The following is a 20,653-nucleotide window of genomic DNA, read 5'->3' as shown; positions in this document are numbered from 1 at the left end:
CCAGCCGAAGCGAATAAAGGTATACTCTGCGGCTTGTTCAGTCAGACGCTGTGAATTATTCCGTATGAGTTTATCGACCATCGCAGAAGTAAAATCCTTCCTGCTGGCGCTGCAGGACCGCATCTGCACGCAGTTGGCCCTGGCCGACGGCGGCGCCGTTTTCAACGAAGACCGCTGGACGCGTGAAGAAGGCGGCGGTGGCCGCAGCCGGGTATTGACCGACGGCGCGGTGTTCGAACAGGCAGGCGTCAATTTCTCACACGTCTCCGGTGCCACTCTGCCCGCTTCCGCTACCGCGCACCGCCCCGAGTTGGCCGGCCGCAGCTTCCAGGCGATGGGCGTGTCACTGGTGATCCATCCGCGCAGCCCTTACATCCCCACCAGCCACGCCAACGTGCGTTTTTTCATTGCGGAAAAGCCGGGCGAAGAGCCGGTGTGGTGGTTTGGCGGCGGCTTTGATTTGACCCCCTTCTACGGTTTTAAAGAAGACGCCGTCCACTGGCATCGCACCGCAGAGCAGCTTTGCGCGCCCTTCGGTGAGCAGCTCTACCCCAAATACAAAAAGTGGTGTGATGACTATTTCTATATCAAGCACCGCAACGAGGCCCGCGGCATCGGCGGCCTGTTCTTTGACGATCTCAATACCCCGGACTTCGCCACCTGTTTCGCGTTCACCCAAGCGGTAGGCGAAGGTTTCCTCGATGCCTATTTGCCGATCGTGGAAAAACGCAAGGCGCTGAGCTGGGGCGATAACGAACGTCAATTCCAACTGTATCGTCGTGGTCGCTACGTCGAGTTCAATTTGGTGTGGGACCGGGGCACGCTGTTCGGTCTGCAAACCGGGGGCCGTACCGAGTCCATCCTGATGTCGATGCCGCCGCTGGTGCGTTGGGAATACAACTATCAACCGGCGGATGGCAGCCCGGAAGCGGCGCTGTACCGTGATTTCCTGCCGGTACGCGATTGGCTGAAGGAGCCTGAATAATGCAGATTTGGGTCGATGCGGACGCCTGTCCTAACGTGATCAAAGAAGTGCTGTTTCGCGCCGCGGATCGCACTGCCATGTCGGTAACGCTGGTCGCGAACCAACCGCTGCGAACGCCGCCGTCCAAACACATCCACACCCTGCAGGTGGCGGCCGGTTTTGACGTGGCGGATAACGAAATCGTGCGCCGCTGCGAGAAAGGCGATCTGGTGATCACCGCCGATATCCCGCTGGCGGCCGAAGTGATTGAGAAAGGTGCGGTGGCGCTGAACCCGCGCGGTGAACGCTATACGCCGGACACCATTCGCGAGCGCCTGAACATGCGCGACTTTATGGACACCCTGCGCTCCAGCGGTATCCAGACCGGCGGCCCGAATACGCTGAACCAGCGCGACCGTCAGCAGTTCGCCAACGAACTGGACAAATGGCTGCAGCAGGCAAAACGGGCGCAGTAATTGCGCCCGCACGTCGCTTAGAATCTCACCTCCCCGCCGAAGATATAGGTTCGCCCACGGGCGGTGTTGGTCGGCGAGAAATCTCTGGAACAGGTTAGGGTTGAACGGCGCAGTGCTGTTCAGGTCAATATGTTCGGTACCCACTCTTTGAGCAATGGCTCATTTTCGTCGCGCTCCGGCTAACACATTCACTTTACTGCCGGGGTGATCCACAGATAGTCCGCCACCTGTTTATCGACCTGTACACCGGGCTCTGCCAGCATAAGCACCGTCGGCAACGCGGCCGGTTGCAGATCCTGCACGTGCAGCGGCACCCCGACGGACCTGGAGGCGTGATAGCCACCGGCGATCAACAGCGCCGGTGTGGGCGCAGCCAGCAGACGTTCGGCCATACGCCGGTCGCGCTGCTGTTGGATCGCCAACATCGCATGCAGTTGTTGAGGTTCAATCTTGCCGCCGTGAGAAGTGCGGATGGTTTCTTCCAGGGCTTTCTGTACCACCGGACGCACCGACAGTGACCCCTGCGGGAAACGCGGCTGTTGATAAAACGCCATGATTTCATCGCGATCCAGGTTGGCTGACCACAGCGGATACGGGGCACGCATCGCCGCCATCACCACATCACCGTACAGCGACCATTTCCATCCCGGCTGCCAGTTAATCAACTCCGCCACGCGGCCGTCGCGAACGCTGGGATCCCCCTGTAGCCACTGTTTCACCTGGTTTACTTTGGCCTGCTGATTCGGGTTAATCATCTCCATCAGCACGCTGCCCTGTGGCCGCTGCTGCGGCAGGCTTTGCACCAGCCACAGCTCAATTTGATGGTGGTAAGGGTTGTCATGCTTTTCACCAACGATAACCCGTGGTTGAGCCGCCAATTGGGCCAGAAGCTGGTCAGGCGACAGGGTTTTCCCATTGTGCAAATCCGTAATTTTCCCCAAATCACCGAGGGTATTTTTCGGCGAGGAAACCGGGGTTTGACTGCAGGCGCCGAGCGCCAGCGCGGCCAATAAAATCAAAAATTTCATGTTGCTGCCCTGTCATAAAAAGTGGCGACATTATAGATAATAATTATCATTTGCATATAGATAACCCCCTATCCTGAGAACTCGATAACTATTTTTTACTTTATGGTTTCTGGTCACACATTGATTTCATGAAGTATTGCGGGTATAACCAATAGCCATTTGGCTGTTTAGACGTCTATACGGATAGAATATCATGCACTCACCTGTTCCCGCCGAAGGGCAGTTCAAACGCACCATGAAGGCCCGACACCTGGTGATGCTGTCACTGGGCGGCGTGATCGGCACCGGGCTGTTTTTCAATACCGGCTATATCATTTCTACCACCGGCGCCCTGGGGACCCTGCTGGCCTATCTGATTGGCGCATTGGTGGTCTATCTGGTCATGCTGTGCCTGGGCGAGCTGTCGGTGGCGATGCCGGAAACCGGCGCCTTCCACGTCTACGCCTCCCGTTACCTTGGCCCGGCTACCGGTTATACCGTGGCCTGGCTCTACTGGCTCACCTGGACCGTCGCGCTAGGCTCCAGCCTGACCGCCGCCGGTTTCTGCATGCAATATTGGTTCCCGCAATCGCCAGTCTGGCTGTGGTGTTTGATCTTCTGCGTCGCCATTTTCCTGCTCAACGTGGTCACTACTCGCTTCTTCGCGGAAAGCGAATTTTGGTTCTCGTTGATCAAGGTGATCACTATTTTGGCGTTTATCATCCTCGGCGGTGCCGCGATGTTCGGCCTGCTGCCGATGAAAGACGGTACCCCGGCGCCCTTCCTGCATAACCTGACGGCCTCCGGCTGGCTGCCCAACGGCACGCTGCCGATCCTGATGACGATGGTGGCGGTGAACTTCGCTTTCTCCGGCACCGAGCTTATCGGCATTGCCGCAGGCGAAACCGAAAATCCGGAGAAGGTGGTGCCCTGGGCGATACGCACCACGGTGATCCGCCTGATGCTGTTCTTTATCGGCACGGTATTTATTCTGGCGGCGCTGATCCCGATGGATCAGGCCGGGATTGTCAAAAGCCCGTTTGTGTTGGTGTTTGAACGCATCGGCGTGCCCTATGCCGCCGATATCTTCAATTTTGTTATCCTGACCGCCATTCTGTCGGCGGCCAACTCCGGCCTGTACGCTTCGGGCCGTATGCTGTGGTCGCTGGCCAACCAGCGCACCCTGCCGGCCTATTTTTCCCGCGTCAATAAGCGCGGCATCCCGATTAACGCGCTGACCTTCAGCATGCTTGGCGGCGTGCTGGCATTGTTGACCAGCGTGATCGCGCCGGACACGGTGTTTGTCGCGCTGTCGGCGATTTCCGGCTTTGCGGTGGTGGTGGTCTGGTTGAGCATCTGCGCCTCACACTACGCTTTCCGCCGCCATTATCTGCGCAGTGGCCAGCCAATCGACGGCCTGAAATACCGTGCACCGGGTTACCCGTTAACGCCGATCGTCGGTTTTTCCCTGTGCCTGCTGGCCTGCGTCGGGCTGGCGTTCGACCCGGAGCAGCGCATCGCGCTTTACTGCGGGCTGCCGTTTGTCGCGCTGTGCTACGCCGCCTATTATCTGACCCGCCGTGCCGGGCAAAAAACCTCTCTGGGAGAAAATCATGTCGGTTAACAACCCTGTCGCCGCGCTATTGGCCACTCACCGCACGCTGATTATTGACGGCGCGCTGGCAACCGAACTGGAGGCGCGCGGCTGTGATCTCAGCGATCCGTTATGGTCGGCCAAGGTCCTGATTGAGAACCCCGAACTGATTTATCAGGTTCACCTCGACTATTTCAACGCCGGGGCGCAGTGCGCCATCACCGCCAGTTATCAGGCCACGCCGCAGGGCTTTTTGCGTCGCGGGCTGGATCAAACTCAGTCATTGGCGCTGATCGCCAAAAGCGTGCAATTGGCACAGCAAGCGCGCAACGACCATCTGGCGCAGCACCCGCAATCGGCTCCGTTGCTGATTGCCGGCTCGGTGGGCCCCTACGGCGCTTATCTCGCCGACGGGTCTGAATATCGTGGCGATTACGCATTGCCGCAGGAAGAAATGATCGCCTTTCACCGCCCACGGATCCAGGCGTTGGCCGAAGCCGGAGTGGATTTGCTGGCCTGTGAAACCCTCCCCTCGTTCGGCGAGTTGCAGGCATTGCTGACGCTGTTACAAGAATTCCCGACGCTCGGCGCCTGGTTCGCCTTCACCCTGCGCGACAGCCAACACCTCAGCGATGGCACGCCGCTGACCGAGGTTATGCCGCTGTTGAGCGCGAACCCGCAGGTGCTGGCGATAGGCATAAACTGCATTGCGTTGGAAAATGTGGCTCCGGCGCTGCAACAATTCGCCGCATTGGCCGACAAGCCGCTGCTGGTTTATCCAAACTCCGGCGAACATTACGACGCGGTAAGCAAAACCTGGCACGCCTGCGGTGGCGAGCACGGCAGCCTGATTGATCAGGTAGGAGAATGGCAACGTATTGGCGCACGGCTGATTGGCGGTTGCTGCCGGACGACGCCGCAGGACATTCGCCAGATCGCGGTGCTCTGCAAAGCATAAAAAAAAGCCCCCTGCGCCAAGGGCATCAGGGGGCGATTTATCGCTAAAGGCTTATAAAGGTTCGGTCTGGGCTTCCACCACCGCCAGCGCCACCATGTTGACGATGCGGCGCACCGAGGCGATTGGCGTCAGGATGTGCACCGGTTTCGCGACCCCCATCAGTACCGGCCCCACGGTAACCCCTTCGGAAGATGACACACGCAGCAGGTTGTAACTGATGCGCGCCGCTTCCATGTTCGGCATGATCAGCACGTTGGCCGAGCCTTTCAGCGGGCTATCCGGCATCAGATCATTACGAATGCTCTCAACCAGCGCGGCATCACCGTGCATCTCGCCGTCAATTTCCAGCTCCGGAGCCATCTGGTTCACCAGCTCGAGGGTTTTACGCATCTTGCAGGCCGCCGGGTTATCGGAAGAGCCAAAGCTGGAATGGGACAGCAGCGCCACCTTCGGTTCAATGCCGAAACGGCGCACGGTTTCCGCCGCCATCAGGGTGATTTCCGCCAGTTGCTCCGGCGTCGGATCGTCATTGACATAGGTGTCGGCGATAAAGGTATTGCCGCTTGGCAGCAGCAACGCATTCATCGCCCCGGCGACGTGCGCACCCTCACGGAAGCCAAACACTTTTTCGACCACGTCGTAGTGCTCGTGATAGCTGCCGATGGTGCCGCAGATCATCGCATCCGCCTCGCCACGATGCAGCATGATGGCGGCAATCAGCGTCGGGTTACCGATCACCGCACGGCGCGCCTGCTCCTGCGAAACGCCACGGCGCTTCATGATCTGGTAGTACTCGCCCCAGTATTCATTGAAACGCGGATCGGACTCGTTGTTCACCACTTCAAAATCTTTGCCCGCGATCAGTTGCAGGCCGAGTTTTTTCAGTCGCATCTCAATCACGCTCGGGCGCCCTACCAGGATCGGGTAAGCCAACCCCTGCGACACCAGTTCCTGAGTGGCGTGCAGAACCCTTTCCTCTTCACCTTCTGCCATCACCACGCGCTTCATTTCTTTCTTCGCCTGGGCAAAGATCGGTTTCATGAACAGGTTGGTTTTGTAGACGAACTCAGACAGTTTTTCGACGTAGGCGTCGAAGTCTTCAATCGGACGCGTCGCCACGCCAGACTCCATCGCCGCCTTGGCGACCGCCGGGGCGATTTTAACAATCAGACGCGGATCGAAAGGTTTTGGAATGATGTATTCAGGGCCAAATGACAGGTCCTGGTCACCATAGGCCGAAGCCACCACGTCGCTTTGCTCTGCCAACGCCAGATCGGCAATCGCATGCACGCAGGCCAGCTTCATTTCTTCGTTAATGGTGGTCGCCCCCACGTCCAGCGCACCACGGAAGATGAACGGGAAGCACAGCACGTTGTTCACCTGGTTCGGGTAGTCGGAACGGCCGGTACAGATAATCGCGTCCGGGCGCACGGCTTTCGCCAGCGGCGGCAAGATCTCCGGTTCAGGGTTGGCCAATGCCATGATCAGCGGATCTCTGGCCATGGTTTTCACCATGTCCTGGGTCAGCACGCCCGGACCGGAACAGCCGAGGAAGATGTCAGCATCAGGGATCGCGTCCCCCAGCGTACGCTGGCCGTTATCTTCAATCGCGTAAGCCGCCTTGGTCTGCTCCATATTGGCGTCACGGCCCTTGTAGATCACCCCTTTGGAGTCGCAGACGGTAATGTTCTGCTGGCGCAGCCCCAGGGCCACCAGCAGGTTCAAACAGGCGATCGACGCGGCACCGGCGCCGGAAACCACCAGTCGCACGTCGGAAATGTTCTTTTTCACCACCCGCAGGCCATTCAACACGGCGGCGGTGGTAATAATCGCGGTGCCGTGCTGATCGTCATGGAACACCGGGATCTTCATGCGCTCGCGCAGCTTCTGCTCGATGTAGAAACACTCCGGCGCTTTGATGTCTTCCAGGTTAATGCCGCCGAAGGTCGGCTCCAGCGCAGCGATGATGTCGATCAGCTTGTCAGGGTTTAGCTCATCCACTTCGATATCAAACACGTCGATACCGGAAAATTTCTTGAACAGGACGCCTTTCCCTTCCATCACCGGCTTACCGGCCAATGCGCCGATATTGCCCAGTCCCAGCACCGCCGTGCCGTTGGAAATGACCGCCACCAGGTTGCCACGCGCGGTGTACTTGTAGGCCGCCAGCGGGTCGGCAGCAATTTCCAGACAAGGCGCAGCAACGCCCGGCGAATAAGCCAGTGCCAGATCGCGTTGGGTGGCCAGCGGTTTGGTTGGAGATACCTGGATCTTCCCTGGGACCGGATATTGGTGAAAATCAAGCGCACTCTGTTTGAGCTGTTCGTCCATTATGGGTTCCTATGCTTTTTGCTTTTATGTTGAGGTAAGACTTGTAAACCTTTAAGGCTAGACCAGTATAGTGAGAGAAACGTCACAAACTTTGAAGCGGGCCATAACCTTGATCGAAATAGTTTTTTAAAAGTAAAAAAAGAAGTACCACAGGACGAAGAAGAAAAACACTGCCGTCAGAGCGACGGCAGTTGGGCACGCCAGGCGTTGAGCGTTGCCACCCGGCCTGCGCAAATTTGTAACGAGGTTTGTAGTGCCAGGGTGTAACTCAGCGCATCGCCCCAGGTATTGCCCAGCAGCTGCGGCTGCTCACAAGGGATAAACGCCGTCTCAGGGGGCAACAGCACCACCGGCGCTGCCGGCTGCGGCGGTTGGGCGCAAGAGCTCAATAACAGCGCCAGGCATAGGCTGCCCAGCACAGGCGTCATTTTTAATCGCTTCACGGTATTTCCTCTGGTAAACGTCGCTCTGCTGCCGCAACTGCTGCTCCTGCTGTTGCTGGGCCGCCATCAGCGCACGGTTCTGTGCGTCCTGGGTTTGCAGCGTGGCGATCAAACCCGCCTGCTGCGCCAGGGTCTTTTGCTGTTCTCCCGCTTGTTGTCGCACCAACTCCAGTCGGTGCGACAACAGTGAGCTGTAGCCGCCAAGGCAGATGGCGACCAGCAACAGCAGCAGCAATCCCCCCTGCGCCAGCCTGCTCAGCCAGCCGCTCATGCCGGGTAATCCTTGAAGGAAAGCTGGAAATGCGGCCCGTCCTTCAGCGTCTTCCACTCCCCGCCCCACTCGACGCTGACCGTGCACTCCCGTGCAGCGCGACGTACCGCCACCGCGATTTGCGCGTAGTAATCCCACTCCCAGGACACCACGCCCGCCGGCATCGCCACCACGTCCACCGCGTGGCCGGTCAAATGGCGGCTTTTCAGCGTCTGGCTTTGCCCGCCGCGCACCAAATCACGCTGACGCGCCATGCTGCGTCGCCCTTCGGTGATGGAAAACGGCACCAGCGAATAATGCAGCGCCAGCCGCATCACCCGCACCAGATCCGGGTGGACGCCCAGTAAATTCGTCTCGCTACGCGCGGTGAAACTAATGTCTTCAATTTCATTTATCATTTTTGAGCCCCGTCTTTTTGCCGATGAATTTTTTAATTAATACGCTGATATAATCCGCCCCAAGAAAACCAATCAGTACGCTGGCAAGATTCGCCCACTTTAATTCCAGCCCGGTCAGTGCCAATGCATCGCGCACCGTCCAGGCCAATAATGCGCACATAGCGGCATTTAATAAGCGACGCCGCATCCCTACGTTGCGATAAGCCCCGTGTAATAACGCCATGAGGCCTGCCAAAATGGCATTCATCACCGGCTGAAGATATTCACATGCTCGCTGGATAATTAAGCCAACAGCGTCTGGCTCTAAGCTGGACATAGCTACACTCCTATTTTATTTTAATTAAGCGCCAATCACGGCCGGTGAAATATCGGTACCATCAGAATCTAGTTAAGGATGCTATAACAAAGCAAATGAATAAATACAGCCTCTACGGTCAAATTCATTCACGCTCAACGCTGACACAACAGCGCCCAGCCAAATAACGACACAGGCCAATAAAAAATTCATCTTTATTGTGATTTATTTCGACTTCTCTTTATTCGATAAATAAACATTAATAGCGGCGGGAGATTCACTCTCAATAAAAAAACCTCAACCCTGGAGACATACCATGTCCGAACGTAAAGCCGTTATTGGTTATTATTTCATTCCTACCAACCAAATTAATCACTATACCGAGTCCGATACCTCAATCGTACCTTTCCCGGTGTCCAATATTACACCCGCCAAGGCCAGGCAACTGACCCACATTAATTTCTCGTTCCTCGACATTAACAGTAATCTGGAGTGTGCCTGGGATCCGGAAACCAACGACGCCAAAGCGCGCGATGTGGTGAGTCGGTTGACTGCGCTGAAGGCACATAACCCGAATCTGCGCATCATGTTCTCTATTGGTGGCTGGTATTACTCCAACGATCTGGGGGTGTCCCACGCCAACTATGTCAACGCGGTCAAGACCCCGGCGGCGCGCACCAAATTTGCGCAATCTTGCGTCCGTATCATGAAAGACTATGGCTTCGACGGCGTGGACATTGACTGGGAATACCCGCAGAGCAGCGAGGTGGACGGTTTTGTCGCCGCGCTGCAGGAGATCCGTACCCTGCTGAACCAGCAGACCCAGGCCGACGGCCGCCAGGCACTGCCTTACCAACTGACCATTGCCGGTGCCGGCGGTGCGTTTTTCCTGTCGCGTTACTACAGCAAGCTGCCGCAGATCGTGGCCTCACTCGATTACATCAACCTGATGACCTACGATCTGGCCGGTCCGTGGGAGAAGATCACCAACCATCAGGCGGGATTGTTCGGCGACAGCGCCGGGCCGACCTTCTATAACGCGCTGCGTGAAGTCAACCTGGGCTGGAGCTGGGAAGAACTGACCCGCGCCTTTCCCAGCCCGTTCAGCCTGACGGTGGACGCCGCAGTGCAACAACACCTGATGCTGGAAGGCGTGCCAAGCAGCAAAATCGTCATGGGCGTGCCCTTCTATGGCCGGGCATTCAAGGGCGTCAGCGGCAACAACGGTGGCCAGTACAGCAGCCACAGCACGCCGGGGGAAGATCCCTTCCCAGGTACCGATTACTGGTTGGTCGGTTGCGAAGAATGTGTCCGCGACAAGGATCCGCGCATCGCCTCTTACCGTCAGTTGGAGCAAATGCTGGTGGGCAACTACGGCTATCAGCGCCTGTGGAACGACAAAACCAAAACGCCGTATCTGTACCACGCGGCCAATGGCCTGTTCGTCACCTATGACGATGCCGAAAGCTTCAAATACAAGGCGAAGTACATCAAACAGCAACAGTTGGGTGGCGTGATGTTCTGGCATCTGGGCCAGGACAACCGCAACGGCGATCTGTTGGCCTCACTGGACCGTTATTTCAACGCGCCGGACTATGATGACAGCCAGCTGGATATGGGCACCGGCTTGCGTTATACCGGCGTCGGTCCCGGCAATCTGCCGATCATGAGCGCCCCGGCCTACGTGGCCGGCACCACTTATAATCAGGGGGCACTGGTGTCTTATCAGGGCTATGTCTGGCAGACAAAATGGGGTTACATCACCTCCGTGCCCGGCTCCGATACCGCCTGGCTGAAAGTGGGCCGCGTGGCGTAACGGTAAGCGACGACATAAAAAAACCCCGTGGCTGATGGCGACGGGGTTTTCACTGCTTTAAAAGTTTAATTTTCGCATCCCTACGTGGCTATCCCCTCAGTTGTTACGCCAAGGATAACCCCCATCACGTATCACTTCCCGTCCCATCAGACTGAAGACATCGCTTTTGCGCGTCAGCCGCTCGTGCCACCAGGTAAAACCGGCGCCCTTGCTGGCTGGATGCCAGGCCAGCCAAATCATTTCGTCCCCTTTTTGCATATCGACCGGTACCGTAACCAACTCCCCGCTCGCCAGCTCTTTTTCTATCAGCGCCGGCGGCAAGAAGCCATGACCGATACCACGTTTCAACAGCGCCAGTTTGCTCTCGACGTCGCACACCACCAGTTGGCGCTGCAACGGCATGGCGCCGTGGTTACGCTTGGGCAGTTCGTGGCTGCTGTCGGCAATGCCCACCACGATATCGTTCAGCCGCTGGTTTTTATCCACCGGCTTTTTCTGCGCCGCAAAAGGATGGGAGGGTGAAACACACAGGACAAAATTCAGCTTGCCGAGCATCAGCGTCTTGGCCTGCACGCTGTCCGGGATCTGGCCGATGGCGATAATCAAATCCGCCCGGTTGTTCTTCAGCGCATCCCAGGTGCCATTCAGCGCTTCACGCTGCACGGAAATGTTGGCGTTTGGGCTGTGCTGAATATAGTCGCGGATATCCTGGGTGAGCGTTTCCAGCGGAAAGAAATTATCTACCACAATGCGGATATTATTATCGAGCTTCGGAATGTTTCTCACCCTGCTCTCCAGATCCTGCACCGCATTTAAAATCCAGCCCCCTTCCTGCAGCAGGAATTCCCCTTCATCCGTCAGGGTGATCATCGGGCCATTACGATGAAAAAGTTTCACGCAGAGCTTACTTTCAATATTGGAAACCCGGTAGGATATCGCCGAAGGGGTTTTATGCAACGCCTCCGCCGCCATTGAGAATGAACCGGTACTTTTGATGGTGCTGATTATTTTAATCGCATCCAGGGATAATCTAGTCATACAAATTCCTCTTTGACATAAAATAAGAAAAAAATGACACTAAATTCCCAAGTGGTTGGCGCACAAAAGTCGTTCAAGTCACACAAGAGTAAGCAAAACCACAAGCAATATACTCCATATCCAACAGCATCACCTGAAAGACTATTCATCAACCCTTTAAATAAAATTCATCATGACGCCGTTTTTTTAGACAGCAGCGTTTAAATAAATTCAATCAAGAAATAAAAGACAATCATCATCATAATTTTAGTTAATAGCCTATAAAACATTCCACCCTGACCGCCACAACCAAGAGCGAAAATAAAACCAGCCGCGAGAAATGCTGTTTTTAATTTCTTTAATAACCGCTCATTTCGTCGGTGAAAATAAACCCAACTTACAATACAACTTCTGTCAGGAGTGACTTATGAACAAAACCTCTCGTACCCTTATGTCCCTTGGCCTGCTGAGCGCAGCCCTGTTCGGCGTATCGCAACAGGCCAGCGCCCATGGCTACGTCGAAACTCCGGCCAGCCGCTCCTACCAATGCAAACTGCAGCTCAATACCCAGTGCGGCAGCGTGCAATATGAACCGCAGAGCGTTGAAGGCTTGAAAGGCTTCCCGCAGGCCGGTCCGGCGGATGGGCATATCGCCAGTGCCGACAAATCCACTTTCTTCGAGCTGGATCAGCAAACGCCGACCCGTTGGAACAAGATCAATCTGCACACCGGCGCCAACTCCTTCACCTGGACGCTGACCGCACGCCACAGCACCACCAGCTGGCGTTATTTCATCACCAAACCGAACTGGGATGCGTCTCAGCCGCTGACCCGGGCGTCGTTTGATCTGACGCCGTTCTGTCAACAGAACGACGGCGGGGCCATTCCAGCCGCGCAGGTCACCCACCAGTGCAACATACCGGCAGACCGTAGCGGTTCGCACGTCATCCTCGCCGTGTGGGATGTAGCAGACACAGCCAATGCCTTCTATCAGGCGATTGACGTTAACTTGAGCAAATAATCAGGAGGGAAATACCACAGGGTTCAGCCGGGGCTGAACCCTTTTTTATTGCGGATGCCGCGGGGTTACTGCGACATATTGAGGATAGTGCGCACATTGAGCGCACTGGTGGCAATGATATCGATCGCGCCGGTGCGCAACGCCCCCAGGATGGCCAACGCCTTGGTATTTTCAGAAGCAATGGCGATCACGCAGGGAATTTTACGCAGTTCGTCGATGCTCAGACCAATCACCCGATCGTTCATTACGGTGTCTACGTGCTGTCCTTGCGCACTAAAGAAATCGTAACCGGCGATATCGCCAATCACCCCCTGATTCAGGCTGGCGTCGATGATTTCATGCGGGGTAAACCAGCCCAGCTTCACCATGTAGCTGTTTTCGTTCATATCGCCGATCCCCACCAGCGCGATGTCCGCTTTGCGGGCCCGATCGAGGGTTTCCTTGATAGTGCCGTTTTGCATAAAGGCATCTTTCAGCGCGCGGTTCTCCACATAGGCGGGCGCGTACAGCGTTTCGCTGCTGCCGCCGAACTTTTTCGCCAAGCGGCGGCTGATGTGGTCGGCATTGATGGCGTCACCGGGCCGGTGGGTACCGCCGATGCCGCAAATAAACTTGCAGTTCCTTTCCGCTACGCTGCCGACGTGATCGGCGATCGCCGCCACATTGCGCCCTTGCCCTACCGCCACCACCATATCGTCTTTCAACGACATCGCCAGATAGTTGGACACCAGCGCCGCCACTTGACGACGTTGTTCCTCCTCATCCTGGTGGTCGAGGGCGATCAGCGCGCGGCTGATAGGGAAACGTTCCATCATCTGCTGTTCCAGACGGGTACTGAACACCGGGTGATAACGCACGGTGATCTCGACGATGCCCTCTTCTTTGGCGCGTTTCAGCAGGCGGCCGACTTTAATCCTTGAGATGCCGAACTTCTTGGCTATCTCTTCCTGCGTGATTTCATCCTGATAATAAGCAACGGCAATTTCGGTCAGCAGTTCGTTATCCTGGGACACTGTTTGTTTTTCCATCCGTTAAACGTTTCCCCACGGCAGGCCTGGCCTGTTGTAGACGACAATGGGTTCAGCATGCTGAACCCACCCATCAACTCTGAATTGCCTGCCATTATAACGCTTTCATGCGCTAACGGTATTCAAGCGTTGCTCCACTTTGTCGGCTAACTGGCTGAGCAACAAACAGCAAGAGACCGCCCCGGCATCCAGCACCCCGCGCGAACGTTCGCCCAGGCGGCTGGCGCGACCGATTTTCGCAATCAAATCACGCGTGGAATCGCGCCCTTGCTCGGCAGCCCGCTTCATGTGTTCAAGTGCCGCCGCAAAGCTGTCGCCGCGCTGCACCGCGCGGTCAAAAGCCTCCACCGCCGGGATCAGGGTATCCATCAGGCATTTGTCACCGACGCCGGCGCTGCTGATGTCCTGCAGTTCGCTCATCCCATTGCGTAACATGGTTAAAAATGCCTGTTTATCCAACGTCGCTTTATCCCGTACGCTGTCGGCCATGCCCATAAACAGGCTGCCGTACAGCGGCCCCATCGAGCCGCCAATGCCTTCCATCAGGGCGTCAGACACCGCATCAAACGCCTGAGCCAGCGTCAACGACTGGCCTTTGATCGCTTCGCCGCACAGGGTAAAACCTTTCGACATGTTAATGCCATGGTCACCGTCACCGATAGCGCCGTCAATTTCGCTGAGATACTCGCGGTTACTGACAATCGCCTCGATCAGACCCGCCACAATCTCATTGCCATACTGCGTCGAAATATGTTCTGTCATGGTTCACTCCACCTGGGTTAGGCCCAATGATTGCGCAGGCATATCAATCAGGGTTTTCAGTTCATCGTCCAGTTTCATCAGCGTCAGCGTTACGCCCATCATTTCCAGCGAGGTAAAATAGTTGCCGACATAGCGGCGATGTATCTTCACGCCCCGGGCCGTCAGCCGTTTTTCAATTTCGGCGTAATAGATGTATAACTCCATCACCGGGGTGGCACCCAGGCCAGAAATCAGCAGCACCACTTCCTGTCCCTTATCCAGCGGCATATCGTTCAGCACAAAATCCAGCATGGTGCCGGCCATCACTGAGGCTGGCTGAATCGCCGAAATCTCGATGCCCGGTTCGCCATGGTGACCGATACCGATCTCCATTTTGCCGTCTTCGATCTGGAAGTTAGGTTTGCCGACCGCCGGAATGGTGCAAGAGCTGAGACCGACGCCGATGGAGCGACAGTGGCCAATCGCTTTCTGCGCCGCGCCGATCACGCCGTCAAGGTCATAGCCCTTGGCCGCGGCGGCCGCGCCCACTTTCCACATCAGAATTTCGCCGGCCACGCCACGGCGCTTTTCAATTTCACTGGCCGGTGCCGAGGCGACATCATCATTTGCCACCACGGTTTTCACATTGATGCCGGCAGCGGTGGCCTTTTTGATCGCCATTTTGACGTTCATGTTATCGCCGGCGTAGTTACCGTACAGGCAGGCAACCCCTGCGCCACTGTCCGCCGCTTTGAACGCGTCAAGAAATGCCCCGGCCGTCGGTGAAGAAAAAATCTCACCTATCGCCACCGCATCGAGCATGTTTTTACCGACATAACCGAGAAACGCCGGTTCATGGCCGGAACCGCCGCCGGTCACAATACCGACCTTGCCGGCAAAGGGGGCTGCGGGGTACTTCAGCACCCTGGCATTGCCGGTGGCGGCATAATATTCCGGGTGCGCCAACTGGTACCCCTGGATAGCGTCCTCAACTACGTGGTCGGGATCGTTAATGATTCTGTTCATCACGGCCTCTCTTTTCTCTGAGTGTTGAATTATTGGATGGTGTAACCGCCGTCGACCACCAGATTGGCACCGGTAATCATCCCGGCAGCCTCACTTGCCAGGAACAAGGCGCTGGCGGCGATATCCTGCGGTAGTGCAAAGCGCCGCAACGGAATTTTCAACTTCATGGCTTCCGCCACCTCGCCAGACCAGGCTTTTCGCCCCAATTCGGTCAACACCACGGTGGGCGAAATGGCGTTCACCCGCACGTTATGCGGCCCCCATTCCAGCGCCAGCACCTGAGTCAAACCAATCACCCCGGCCTTGCTGGCGCAATAAGCCAGGTGGTTAGGCAAGGCTACGACACCGGCCTGCGAGGCCAGATTGATGATGCTACCGCTACGCTGGCGGATAAAAATTTGGCCTACCGCCTGACTGGTGAGAAAGACCCCTTTCAGATTGACCGCCATGGTGGCGTCCCAAGCCTCTTCCGGCAGTTCTTCGGCAGGGTGCAGCGCGACAATGCCCGCACTGTTGACCAGAATGTCCAGCCGACCGAAGTGCGCTTTAGCCTGCGCGACCGCCTGTTCCACCGAGGCCTTGTCGGTCACATCGGTCACTATGCCCAGCGCGGCGTCGGCATCCCACTGCTGCGCCGTTTGCACGACCTGCGGCGCTCGGTCGAGCAGAGCCACCCGCGCGCCGTTTTTCAGGTAACGCTCGGCAATGGCCAAGCCTATGCCTGCCGCACCACCGGTAATCAGCGCCACTTTGCCCTGCAGAGACAGTTCGCCGCCCGCTGCGCTTTGGTTATTAAACATATGTCGCTCCCTAAAACTGTGAACGTTACGAGTAGTCAGGATATTTTGGCCAAACCCGGATTATTCTCTTTTACCGTTGCCACGCTTTCTTTCGGCAGGGTGACAAACTTCATTAAAATGCCGCTGAACAGGTACATGCCGGTAAAGATCCAAATCACCCCCACGGTGCCGAGACTGCCGATAAACAGCCCCACCACGGCCGGGCCGACAAAGGTGCTTAAACCCGCGCCCAGATTGAGTATCGACATCGCCGCGCCTTTATTTTCCGGTGCCAGAGACGGCATGATGGCCGACAGCGGTACATAGGCTGCCAGACAGGCGCCAAACAGCCCGGCGGCACAAACGGTCAACAAATAATTGGCGCCGAACAGCTGCGGCACGTAATAGAACATCAGCGTGGTCACCGCGCAGCCGACACAGCCGAACCACATCACCACATTGCGCCAGCCGAGGCCGTCGCTGATCACGCCGAAAATCAGGTTGAAAATAATGTTCACGGTCCACAGCGCGGCGTACATCTGCAACCAATGGGTTCGGGTAAACCCCATATCCATCATGTACATCGGCATAAACACCACAAAGCCGTACGCCGCCGAGGTATTGATGGTGCGCACGATACCGCCCAACCCGATCTTCGGGTTTTCAAACGCAATGGTGATACCTTTCAGGACATAGCTCAGCGAGGCTTTTTCCCTGTCACCGGTTGCCGCCGTGCCGTCGTTGCGGTTAAGCATCAGGGCAATCAGCGCGCCCAGTACCACGAAGATCAGTGCACTCCACAGGGTGTGAATTTCCCCCAGATAAGGCAGCATGATGCTGGAGTACAACACCCCCAACACGCTCAACCCGCCGCTGTAGACAAACCAGAAAATGCCCACTGCCGACCCCAACCTTTCCGCCGGCGCCTCATAGGCGACCCACACCAGAAAACCGTAAGCAAACAGCGGATAACCCAGGCCGCGCAGCGCATAGGTCGGCACCATCATCGACAGGTTATTGCTCGGCAAACCCAATGACAGAAAAAGCACTGAGCCGATAAGGAACAGGATCAGCCCTGCCAGCATCACCCGACGGGCGGTGAAAATCTCTGCCAGCACGCCGGAAAACCAGGCGGCGATCGCCGCCGCGAAACCATAAACGCTAAACAACAGCGCCGACTGCTGAATGGTCAGCCCTTTGCCGATCAAATACGGTGAAAGCCAGCCCTGCTCCAATCCTTCGCCCATCATGAAGACCAGCACGCCGGCATAACCGAGCAGTAGTTTTGGCGACAGGCCAATGCGATGAATCACTCCATGCAACATAGAACACCCCAGCACATTTGATTGTGGAGGCGCAGGCTCGCCCGCACCTTGAGAATGATGCAGGCACTACCCGTTAGGATTGAGCACCACTTTGATCGAACCTATACCGCGTTTCATCAACTCGAACCCTTCGGCGAATTGCTCCAGCGGCAGCGTATGGGTCACGACCCCTTCGGTAGGCAGATCGCCGTTGCTGATACCTTCAATCACCAGCGGGTAGCAATAGGGGCCGAGGTGCGAGCCCAGCACGTCCAGCTCTTTGCGATCGCTGATGATGCTCCAGTCCACGGTAACCGGGTCCTTGAACACCGAGAACTCTACAAAGGTGCCGAGCTTGCGGATCAGCCGCAGCCCCTGCTCCACCGACTTTTGCGCTCCGGTAGCTTCGATGTAAATATCGCAGCCGTAGCCTTCGGTCATCTCCCTGACAATCGCCGTGACGTCGTCGCGGGTCGGGTTCAGCACCACGTCGGCACCAAACTTTTTAGCCAGCGCCAATCTGTCATCGGAAAGATCCAGTACCACCAATTTCGCAGGCCCGGATTTTTTGATCGCCCCAATCATGCCCAGCCCCAGCGTGCCGGCACCGGCCAGCACCACCACGTCACCCAGTTTGATATTGGCGCGCTGTACGGCGTGGAATGAACAGGCGTAAGGCTCAATCAGGATGGCTTTTTCAATCGGCAAATCGGCCGGCACGTGGTAGTTGATCGCCTCTTTGGTGAACTTCATGTATTCGGCCATGCCGCCGTTGACGTTTTTTTGGAAACCGTACAGGTCGTGTTTTTCGCACATCCAATACTGTCCGCGGTTACAGAACCGGCATTCCCAACAGGGCACGATCTGTTCGGAGATCACCCGGTCGCCCAGGTTGAAACCTTCCACCCCTTCGCCATAACCGACCACATGGCCGATAAATTCATGGCCGGGGATCATCGGTGCCTTGATGTAGGCCGGTTGTTCTTCATCGCCCCAGAAGCTGGGTGCGCCCTCGAACGCCTTAATATCGCCGGCGCAGATGCCGCAGGCTTCAATCTTCACCAGGATCTCTTTCGGGCCAATCTTCGGTACCGCCACTTCTTCCAGACGGTAATCTTTCGGCGCATAGGCCACGACTGCCTTCATGGTTTCAGGAATGCCGTCCGCCATTTTTGCCGGTGTGATGCAGGTCTGACACATGGTTTTCTCCTCGGGTAGGGTTGGCTATTTTGATCATAAATACACAATGAGAACATATGAACACTAAACTCAACCCGTTCATTTGCCCACAATGAACTTCTCAAAGTGTGATTTCGCTCAAAAAGCCCCTGAAAACCCAAGTTACCGTATATTGCGTGACAGACATCACCTTTAACCCGGTAGCGACGGATAAATCAAATGAACATCTATTGAACATTTGTTTTAATCTGATTATGGTAATCAGCATGACGTACCCCATAGGCTCGTCAGCCTTTCCGCCTTCAACCAGGAGATCTATATGCTGCCCATTGCCATCGGCGCCGATGATGCCGCCATTGAATTGAAGAATGCGATCGTTGCTTATCTGTCGCAGCGAGAGATTCCTTTTCTCGATTACACCGCCGAACGCACGACCGGAGGAGAGATTTACCCGGATATCGCCTATCAGGTCGCACAGGCTATCAAGGCCGAAAAACACCAGCGTGGTATTTTGCTGTGTGGAACGGGCATCGGCATGAGCATCGTGGCCAATAAGGTTCCGGGCATTCGTGCCGCCCAATGCCACGATACCTATTCCGCCCAGCGGGCTCGCAAAAGTAACGATGCGCAGATCATTACCCTGGGTGCGCGCGTGATCGGTGTCGAACTGGCAAAAACCATTGTCGATGCCTGGTTGGCATCTGAGTTTGAAGGGGGAGGATCGGCGCCAAAAGTGGCGAGGATCGGTTATTACGAACAGGCCGGCGGCCCAGGCTGAAATCGCTTTTCCTGAGGCGGTCAGCGGCCGCAAAGCCGCTGCCTGTCTGGTTCAGTTCGGGATCGATTGTTCTTATCCATCGCAACAATCAGAAAAAGCGCATTTTAATCATCGGACTTCTGATGCAGTGTGTTCAGCCTACGATGAAAAACGTTCTCATTTCCCTACATTGACGTTTGGTCAAGGAGCTTATTAATGAACCAATTAGACGCACTCAAGCAGCTAACCACGGTGGTTGCCGACAGCGGCGATATCGAATCCATCCGCCAGTTCGAACCGCAGGACGCCACCACCAACCCCTCTTTGATCCTGAAAGCCGCTGCGCTGCCTCAATATAAGCCACTGATCGTCGAAGCTCTGAGCTATGCCCGCCAACAGGGTGGCAGCAAAGAGACCCAACTGATCAATGCCAGCGATAAACTGGCGGTCAACATCGGCGTCGAAATTCTGAAAAGCGTGCCGGGTCGCATTTCCACCGAAGTGGATGCTCGCCTGTCCTTCGACCGCGGGATGTGCGTGGCCAAGGCGCGTAAGCTGATCGGCCTGTATCAGGAACAGGGAATTGATAAGTCACGTATTCTGATCAAACTGGCTTCCACCTGGGAAGGCATTAAAGCCGCCGAGGAGCTGGAAAAAGAAGGCATCAACACCAACCTGACGCTGCTGTTCTCCTTCGCCCAGGCCCGCGCCTGCGCCGAAGCCGGCGTGTTCCTGATCTCGCCGTTCGTCGGCCGCATCTATGACTGGTATCAGGCCAAACAGCCTGCCGCAGACTATGACGCCGAGCAGGATCCGGGCGTGAAATCAGTGCGCAACATTTATGAATACTACAAGCAGCACCGTTATCAAACCGTGATCATGGGTGCCAGCTTCCGCAAGGTAGAGCAGATCCTGGCCTTGGCCGGTTGCGATCGCCTGACTATCGCGCCGAACCTGCTGGAGCAGCTCAAACAAAGCGAGCAACCGGTAGAACGCAAACTGACGCCATCCACCGAAGCTTTCCACCAGCCTGCCCCATTGGCCGAAGCCGAATTCCGCTGGCAGCATAACCAGGACGCCATGGCCGTTGAAAAACTGGCCGAAGGTATCCGTCTGTTCGCCGTTGACCAGCAGAAGCTGGAAGACATGCTGGCCGCTGAACTGTAATCACCCTGGAGTAAAACATGTCCTCTCGTAAAGAGCTTGCCAACGCCATCCGCGCACTCAGCATGGACGCCGTACAAAAAG

The 20,653-nt window shown here is 56.3% G+C and carries 22 protein-coding genes; 9 read left to right on the top strand and 13 right to left on the bottom strand.

The genetic code is table 11. The features are described 5' to 3' along the window. The first annotated feature begins 64 nt into the window (after window positions 1-64). On the top strand, window positions 65-985 hold the full coding sequence (hemF, locus tag ACGS9J_RS23440) for an oxygen-dependent coproporphyrinogen oxidase (RefSeq protein ID WP_442233067.1): 921 nt from the start codon (window positions 65-67) through the stop codon (window positions 983-985). Further along, window positions 985-1,440 (top strand): YaiI/YqxD family protein, encoded by a 456-nt coding sequence (locus ACGS9J_RS23435; RefSeq protein ID WP_037424104.1) that lies wholly within the window; start codon window positions 985-987, stop codon window positions 1,438-1,440. The genes hemF and ACGS9J_RS23435 overlap by 1 nt, the downstream gene beginning before the upstream one ends. A gap of 188 nt (window positions 1,441-1,628) precedes the next feature. Here ACGS9J_RS23435 and ACGS9J_RS23430 read toward each other — a convergent pair whose 3' ends face one another. Then, the gene (locus ACGS9J_RS23430; protein ID WP_442233066.1) at window positions 1,629-2,468 is read right to left on the bottom strand and encodes a ChaN family lipoprotein; all 840 of its coding nucleotides are present in this window, start codon (window positions 2,466-2,468) and stop codon (window positions 1,629-1,631) included. 193 nt (window positions 2,469-2,661) lie between these two features. Between ACGS9J_RS23430 and mmuP the strand changes: the two genes are divergently transcribed. Together mmuP and mmuM are read left to right on the top strand one after the other, a co-directional pair. After that, entirely contained in the window at window positions 2,662-4,071 is a 1,410-nt protein-coding gene (mmuP, locus tag ACGS9J_RS23425; RefSeq protein WP_442233065.1) for an S-methylmethionine permease, read from the top strand. Beyond that, a complete protein-coding gene (mmuM, locus tag ACGS9J_RS23420) occupies window positions 4,061-4,999 on the top strand; it encodes a homocysteine S-methyltransferase (protein WP_442233064.1) in 939 nt (312 codons plus the stop codon). Before mmuP ends, mmuM begins: the two co-directional genes overlap by 11 nt. A 51-nt stretch (window positions 5,000-5,050) precedes the next feature. On the opposite strand, the gene maeB is transcribed toward mmuM, so the two are convergent. The 5 genes from maeB to ACGS9J_RS23395 form a co-directional block, all read right to left on the bottom strand. After that, window positions 5,051-7,330, bottom strand: coding sequence for an NADP-dependent oxaloacetate-decarboxylating malate dehydrogenase (gene maeB, locus ACGS9J_RS23415; RefSeq protein WP_442233063.1), 2,280 nt, complete (start codon window positions 7,328-7,330; stop codon window positions 5,051-5,053). A 176-nt stretch (window positions 7,331-7,506) separates the two neighbouring features. Then, complete coding sequence (gene lysC, locus ACGS9J_RS23410) at window positions 7,507-7,671, bottom strand: Rz1-like lysis system protein LysC (RefSeq protein WP_442233062.1); 165 nt, start codon at window positions 7,669-7,671, stop codon at window positions 7,507-7,509. Continuing rightward, the gene (locus ACGS9J_RS23405; protein ID WP_442233061.1) at window positions 7,661-8,044 is read right to left on the bottom strand and encodes a hypothetical protein; all 384 of its coding nucleotides are present in this window, start codon (window positions 8,042-8,044) and stop codon (window positions 7,661-7,663) included. Before ACGS9J_RS23405 ends, lysC begins: the two co-directional genes overlap by 11 nt. Next, on the bottom strand, window positions 8,041-8,442 hold the full coding sequence (locus tag ACGS9J_RS23400) for a M15 family metallopeptidase (RefSeq protein WP_442233060.1): 402 nt from the start codon (window positions 8,440-8,442) through the stop codon (window positions 8,041-8,043). Before ACGS9J_RS23400 ends, ACGS9J_RS23405 begins: the two co-directional genes overlap by 4 nt. Continuing rightward, window positions 8,432-8,758, bottom strand: coding sequence for a phage holin, lambda family (locus ACGS9J_RS23395; RefSeq protein ID WP_442233059.1), 327 nt, complete (start codon window positions 8,756-8,758; stop codon window positions 8,432-8,434). The genes ACGS9J_RS23400 and ACGS9J_RS23395 overlap by 11 nt, the downstream gene beginning before the upstream one ends. 295 nt (window positions 8,759-9,053) lie before the next feature. On the opposite strand from ACGS9J_RS23395, the gene ACGS9J_RS23390 reads away from it, so the two are divergent. Next, the gene (locus ACGS9J_RS23390; RefSeq protein ID WP_442233058.1) at window positions 9,054-10,553 is read left to right on the top strand and encodes a glycosyl hydrolase family 18 protein; all 1,500 of its coding nucleotides are present in this window, start codon (window positions 9,054-9,056) and stop codon (window positions 10,551-10,553) included. 96 nt (window positions 10,554-10,649) lie between these two features. Here ACGS9J_RS23390 and ACGS9J_RS23385 read toward each other — a convergent pair whose 3' ends face one another. Further along, a complete protein-coding gene (locus ACGS9J_RS23385) occupies window positions 10,650-11,591 on the bottom strand; it encodes a LysR family transcriptional regulator (protein ID WP_442233057.1) in 942 nt (313 codons plus the stop codon). A gap of 406 nt (window positions 11,592-11,997) precedes the next feature. Between ACGS9J_RS23385 and ACGS9J_RS23380 the strand changes: the two genes are divergently transcribed. After that, window positions 11,998-12,591, top strand: coding sequence for a lytic polysaccharide monooxygenase (locus tag ACGS9J_RS23380; protein ID WP_442233056.1), 594 nt, complete (start codon window positions 11,998-12,000; stop codon window positions 12,589-12,591). Between the two features lie 65 nt (window positions 12,592-12,656). On the opposite strand, the gene ACGS9J_RS23375 is transcribed toward ACGS9J_RS23380, so the two are convergent. The 6 genes from ACGS9J_RS23375 to ACGS9J_RS23350 form a co-directional block, all read right to left on the bottom strand. Further along, complete coding sequence (locus ACGS9J_RS23375; RefSeq protein ID WP_442233055.1) at window positions 12,657-13,619, bottom strand: sugar-binding transcriptional regulator; 963 nt, start codon at window positions 13,617-13,619, stop codon at window positions 12,657-12,659. A gap of 105 nt (window positions 13,620-13,724) precedes the next feature. Next, window positions 13,725-14,381, bottom strand: a complete 657-nt coding sequence (dhaL, locus tag ACGS9J_RS23370; RefSeq protein ID WP_442233054.1) for a dihydroxyacetone kinase subunit DhaL — start codon at window positions 14,379-14,381, stop codon at window positions 13,725-13,727. Window positions 14,382-14,384: 3 nt separating this feature from the next. After that, entirely contained in the window at window positions 14,385-15,386 is a 1,002-nt protein-coding gene (locus ACGS9J_RS23365) for a dihydroxyacetone kinase subunit DhaK (RefSeq protein WP_442233053.1), read from the bottom strand. A gap of 29 nt (window positions 15,387-15,415) precedes the next feature. Continuing rightward, window positions 15,416-16,186, bottom strand: a complete 771-nt coding sequence (locus ACGS9J_RS23360) for an SDR family oxidoreductase (protein WP_442233052.1) — start codon at window positions 16,184-16,186, stop codon at window positions 15,416-15,418. Between the two features lie 35 nt (window positions 16,187-16,221). Then, window positions 16,222-17,490, bottom strand: coding sequence for an MFS transporter (locus ACGS9J_RS23355; protein ID WP_442233051.1), 1,269 nt, complete (start codon window positions 17,488-17,490; stop codon window positions 16,222-16,224). A gap of 66 nt (window positions 17,491-17,556) precedes the next feature. Further along, window positions 17,557-18,669: an MDR/zinc-dependent alcohol dehydrogenase-like family protein gene (locus tag ACGS9J_RS23350; protein ID WP_442233050.1), complete on the bottom strand. Its 1,113-nt coding sequence runs from the start codon at window positions 18,667-18,669 to the stop codon at window positions 17,557-17,559. 298 nt (window positions 18,670-18,967) lie between these two features. On the opposite strand from ACGS9J_RS23350, the gene rpiB reads away from it, so the two are divergent. From rpiB to ACGS9J_RS23335, 3 genes are all read left to right on the top strand, one after another. Continuing rightward, a complete protein-coding gene (rpiB, locus tag ACGS9J_RS23345) occupies window positions 18,968-19,426 on the top strand; it encodes a ribose 5-phosphate isomerase B (RefSeq protein ID WP_442233049.1) in 459 nt (152 codons plus the stop codon). A 195-nt stretch (window positions 19,427-19,621) separates the two neighbouring features. Then, window positions 19,622-20,572, top strand: coding sequence for a transaldolase (gene tal / locus ACGS9J_RS23340; protein ID WP_442233048.1), 951 nt, complete (start codon window positions 19,622-19,624; stop codon window positions 20,570-20,572). 17 nt (window positions 20,573-20,589) lie between these two features. After that, window positions 20,590-20,653: hypothetical protein (locus tag ACGS9J_RS23335; protein ID WP_374193410.1), on the top strand; the 64-nt coding region annotated here is incomplete at its 3' end.

The organism is Serratia quinivorans, assembly GCF_052113645.1.
Classification (GTDB): domain Bacteria; phylum Pseudomonadota; class Gammaproteobacteria; order Enterobacterales; family Enterobacteriaceae; genus Serratia; species Serratia quinivorans_B.
This window is presented reverse-complemented; position numbering and strand designations above follow the sequence as displayed.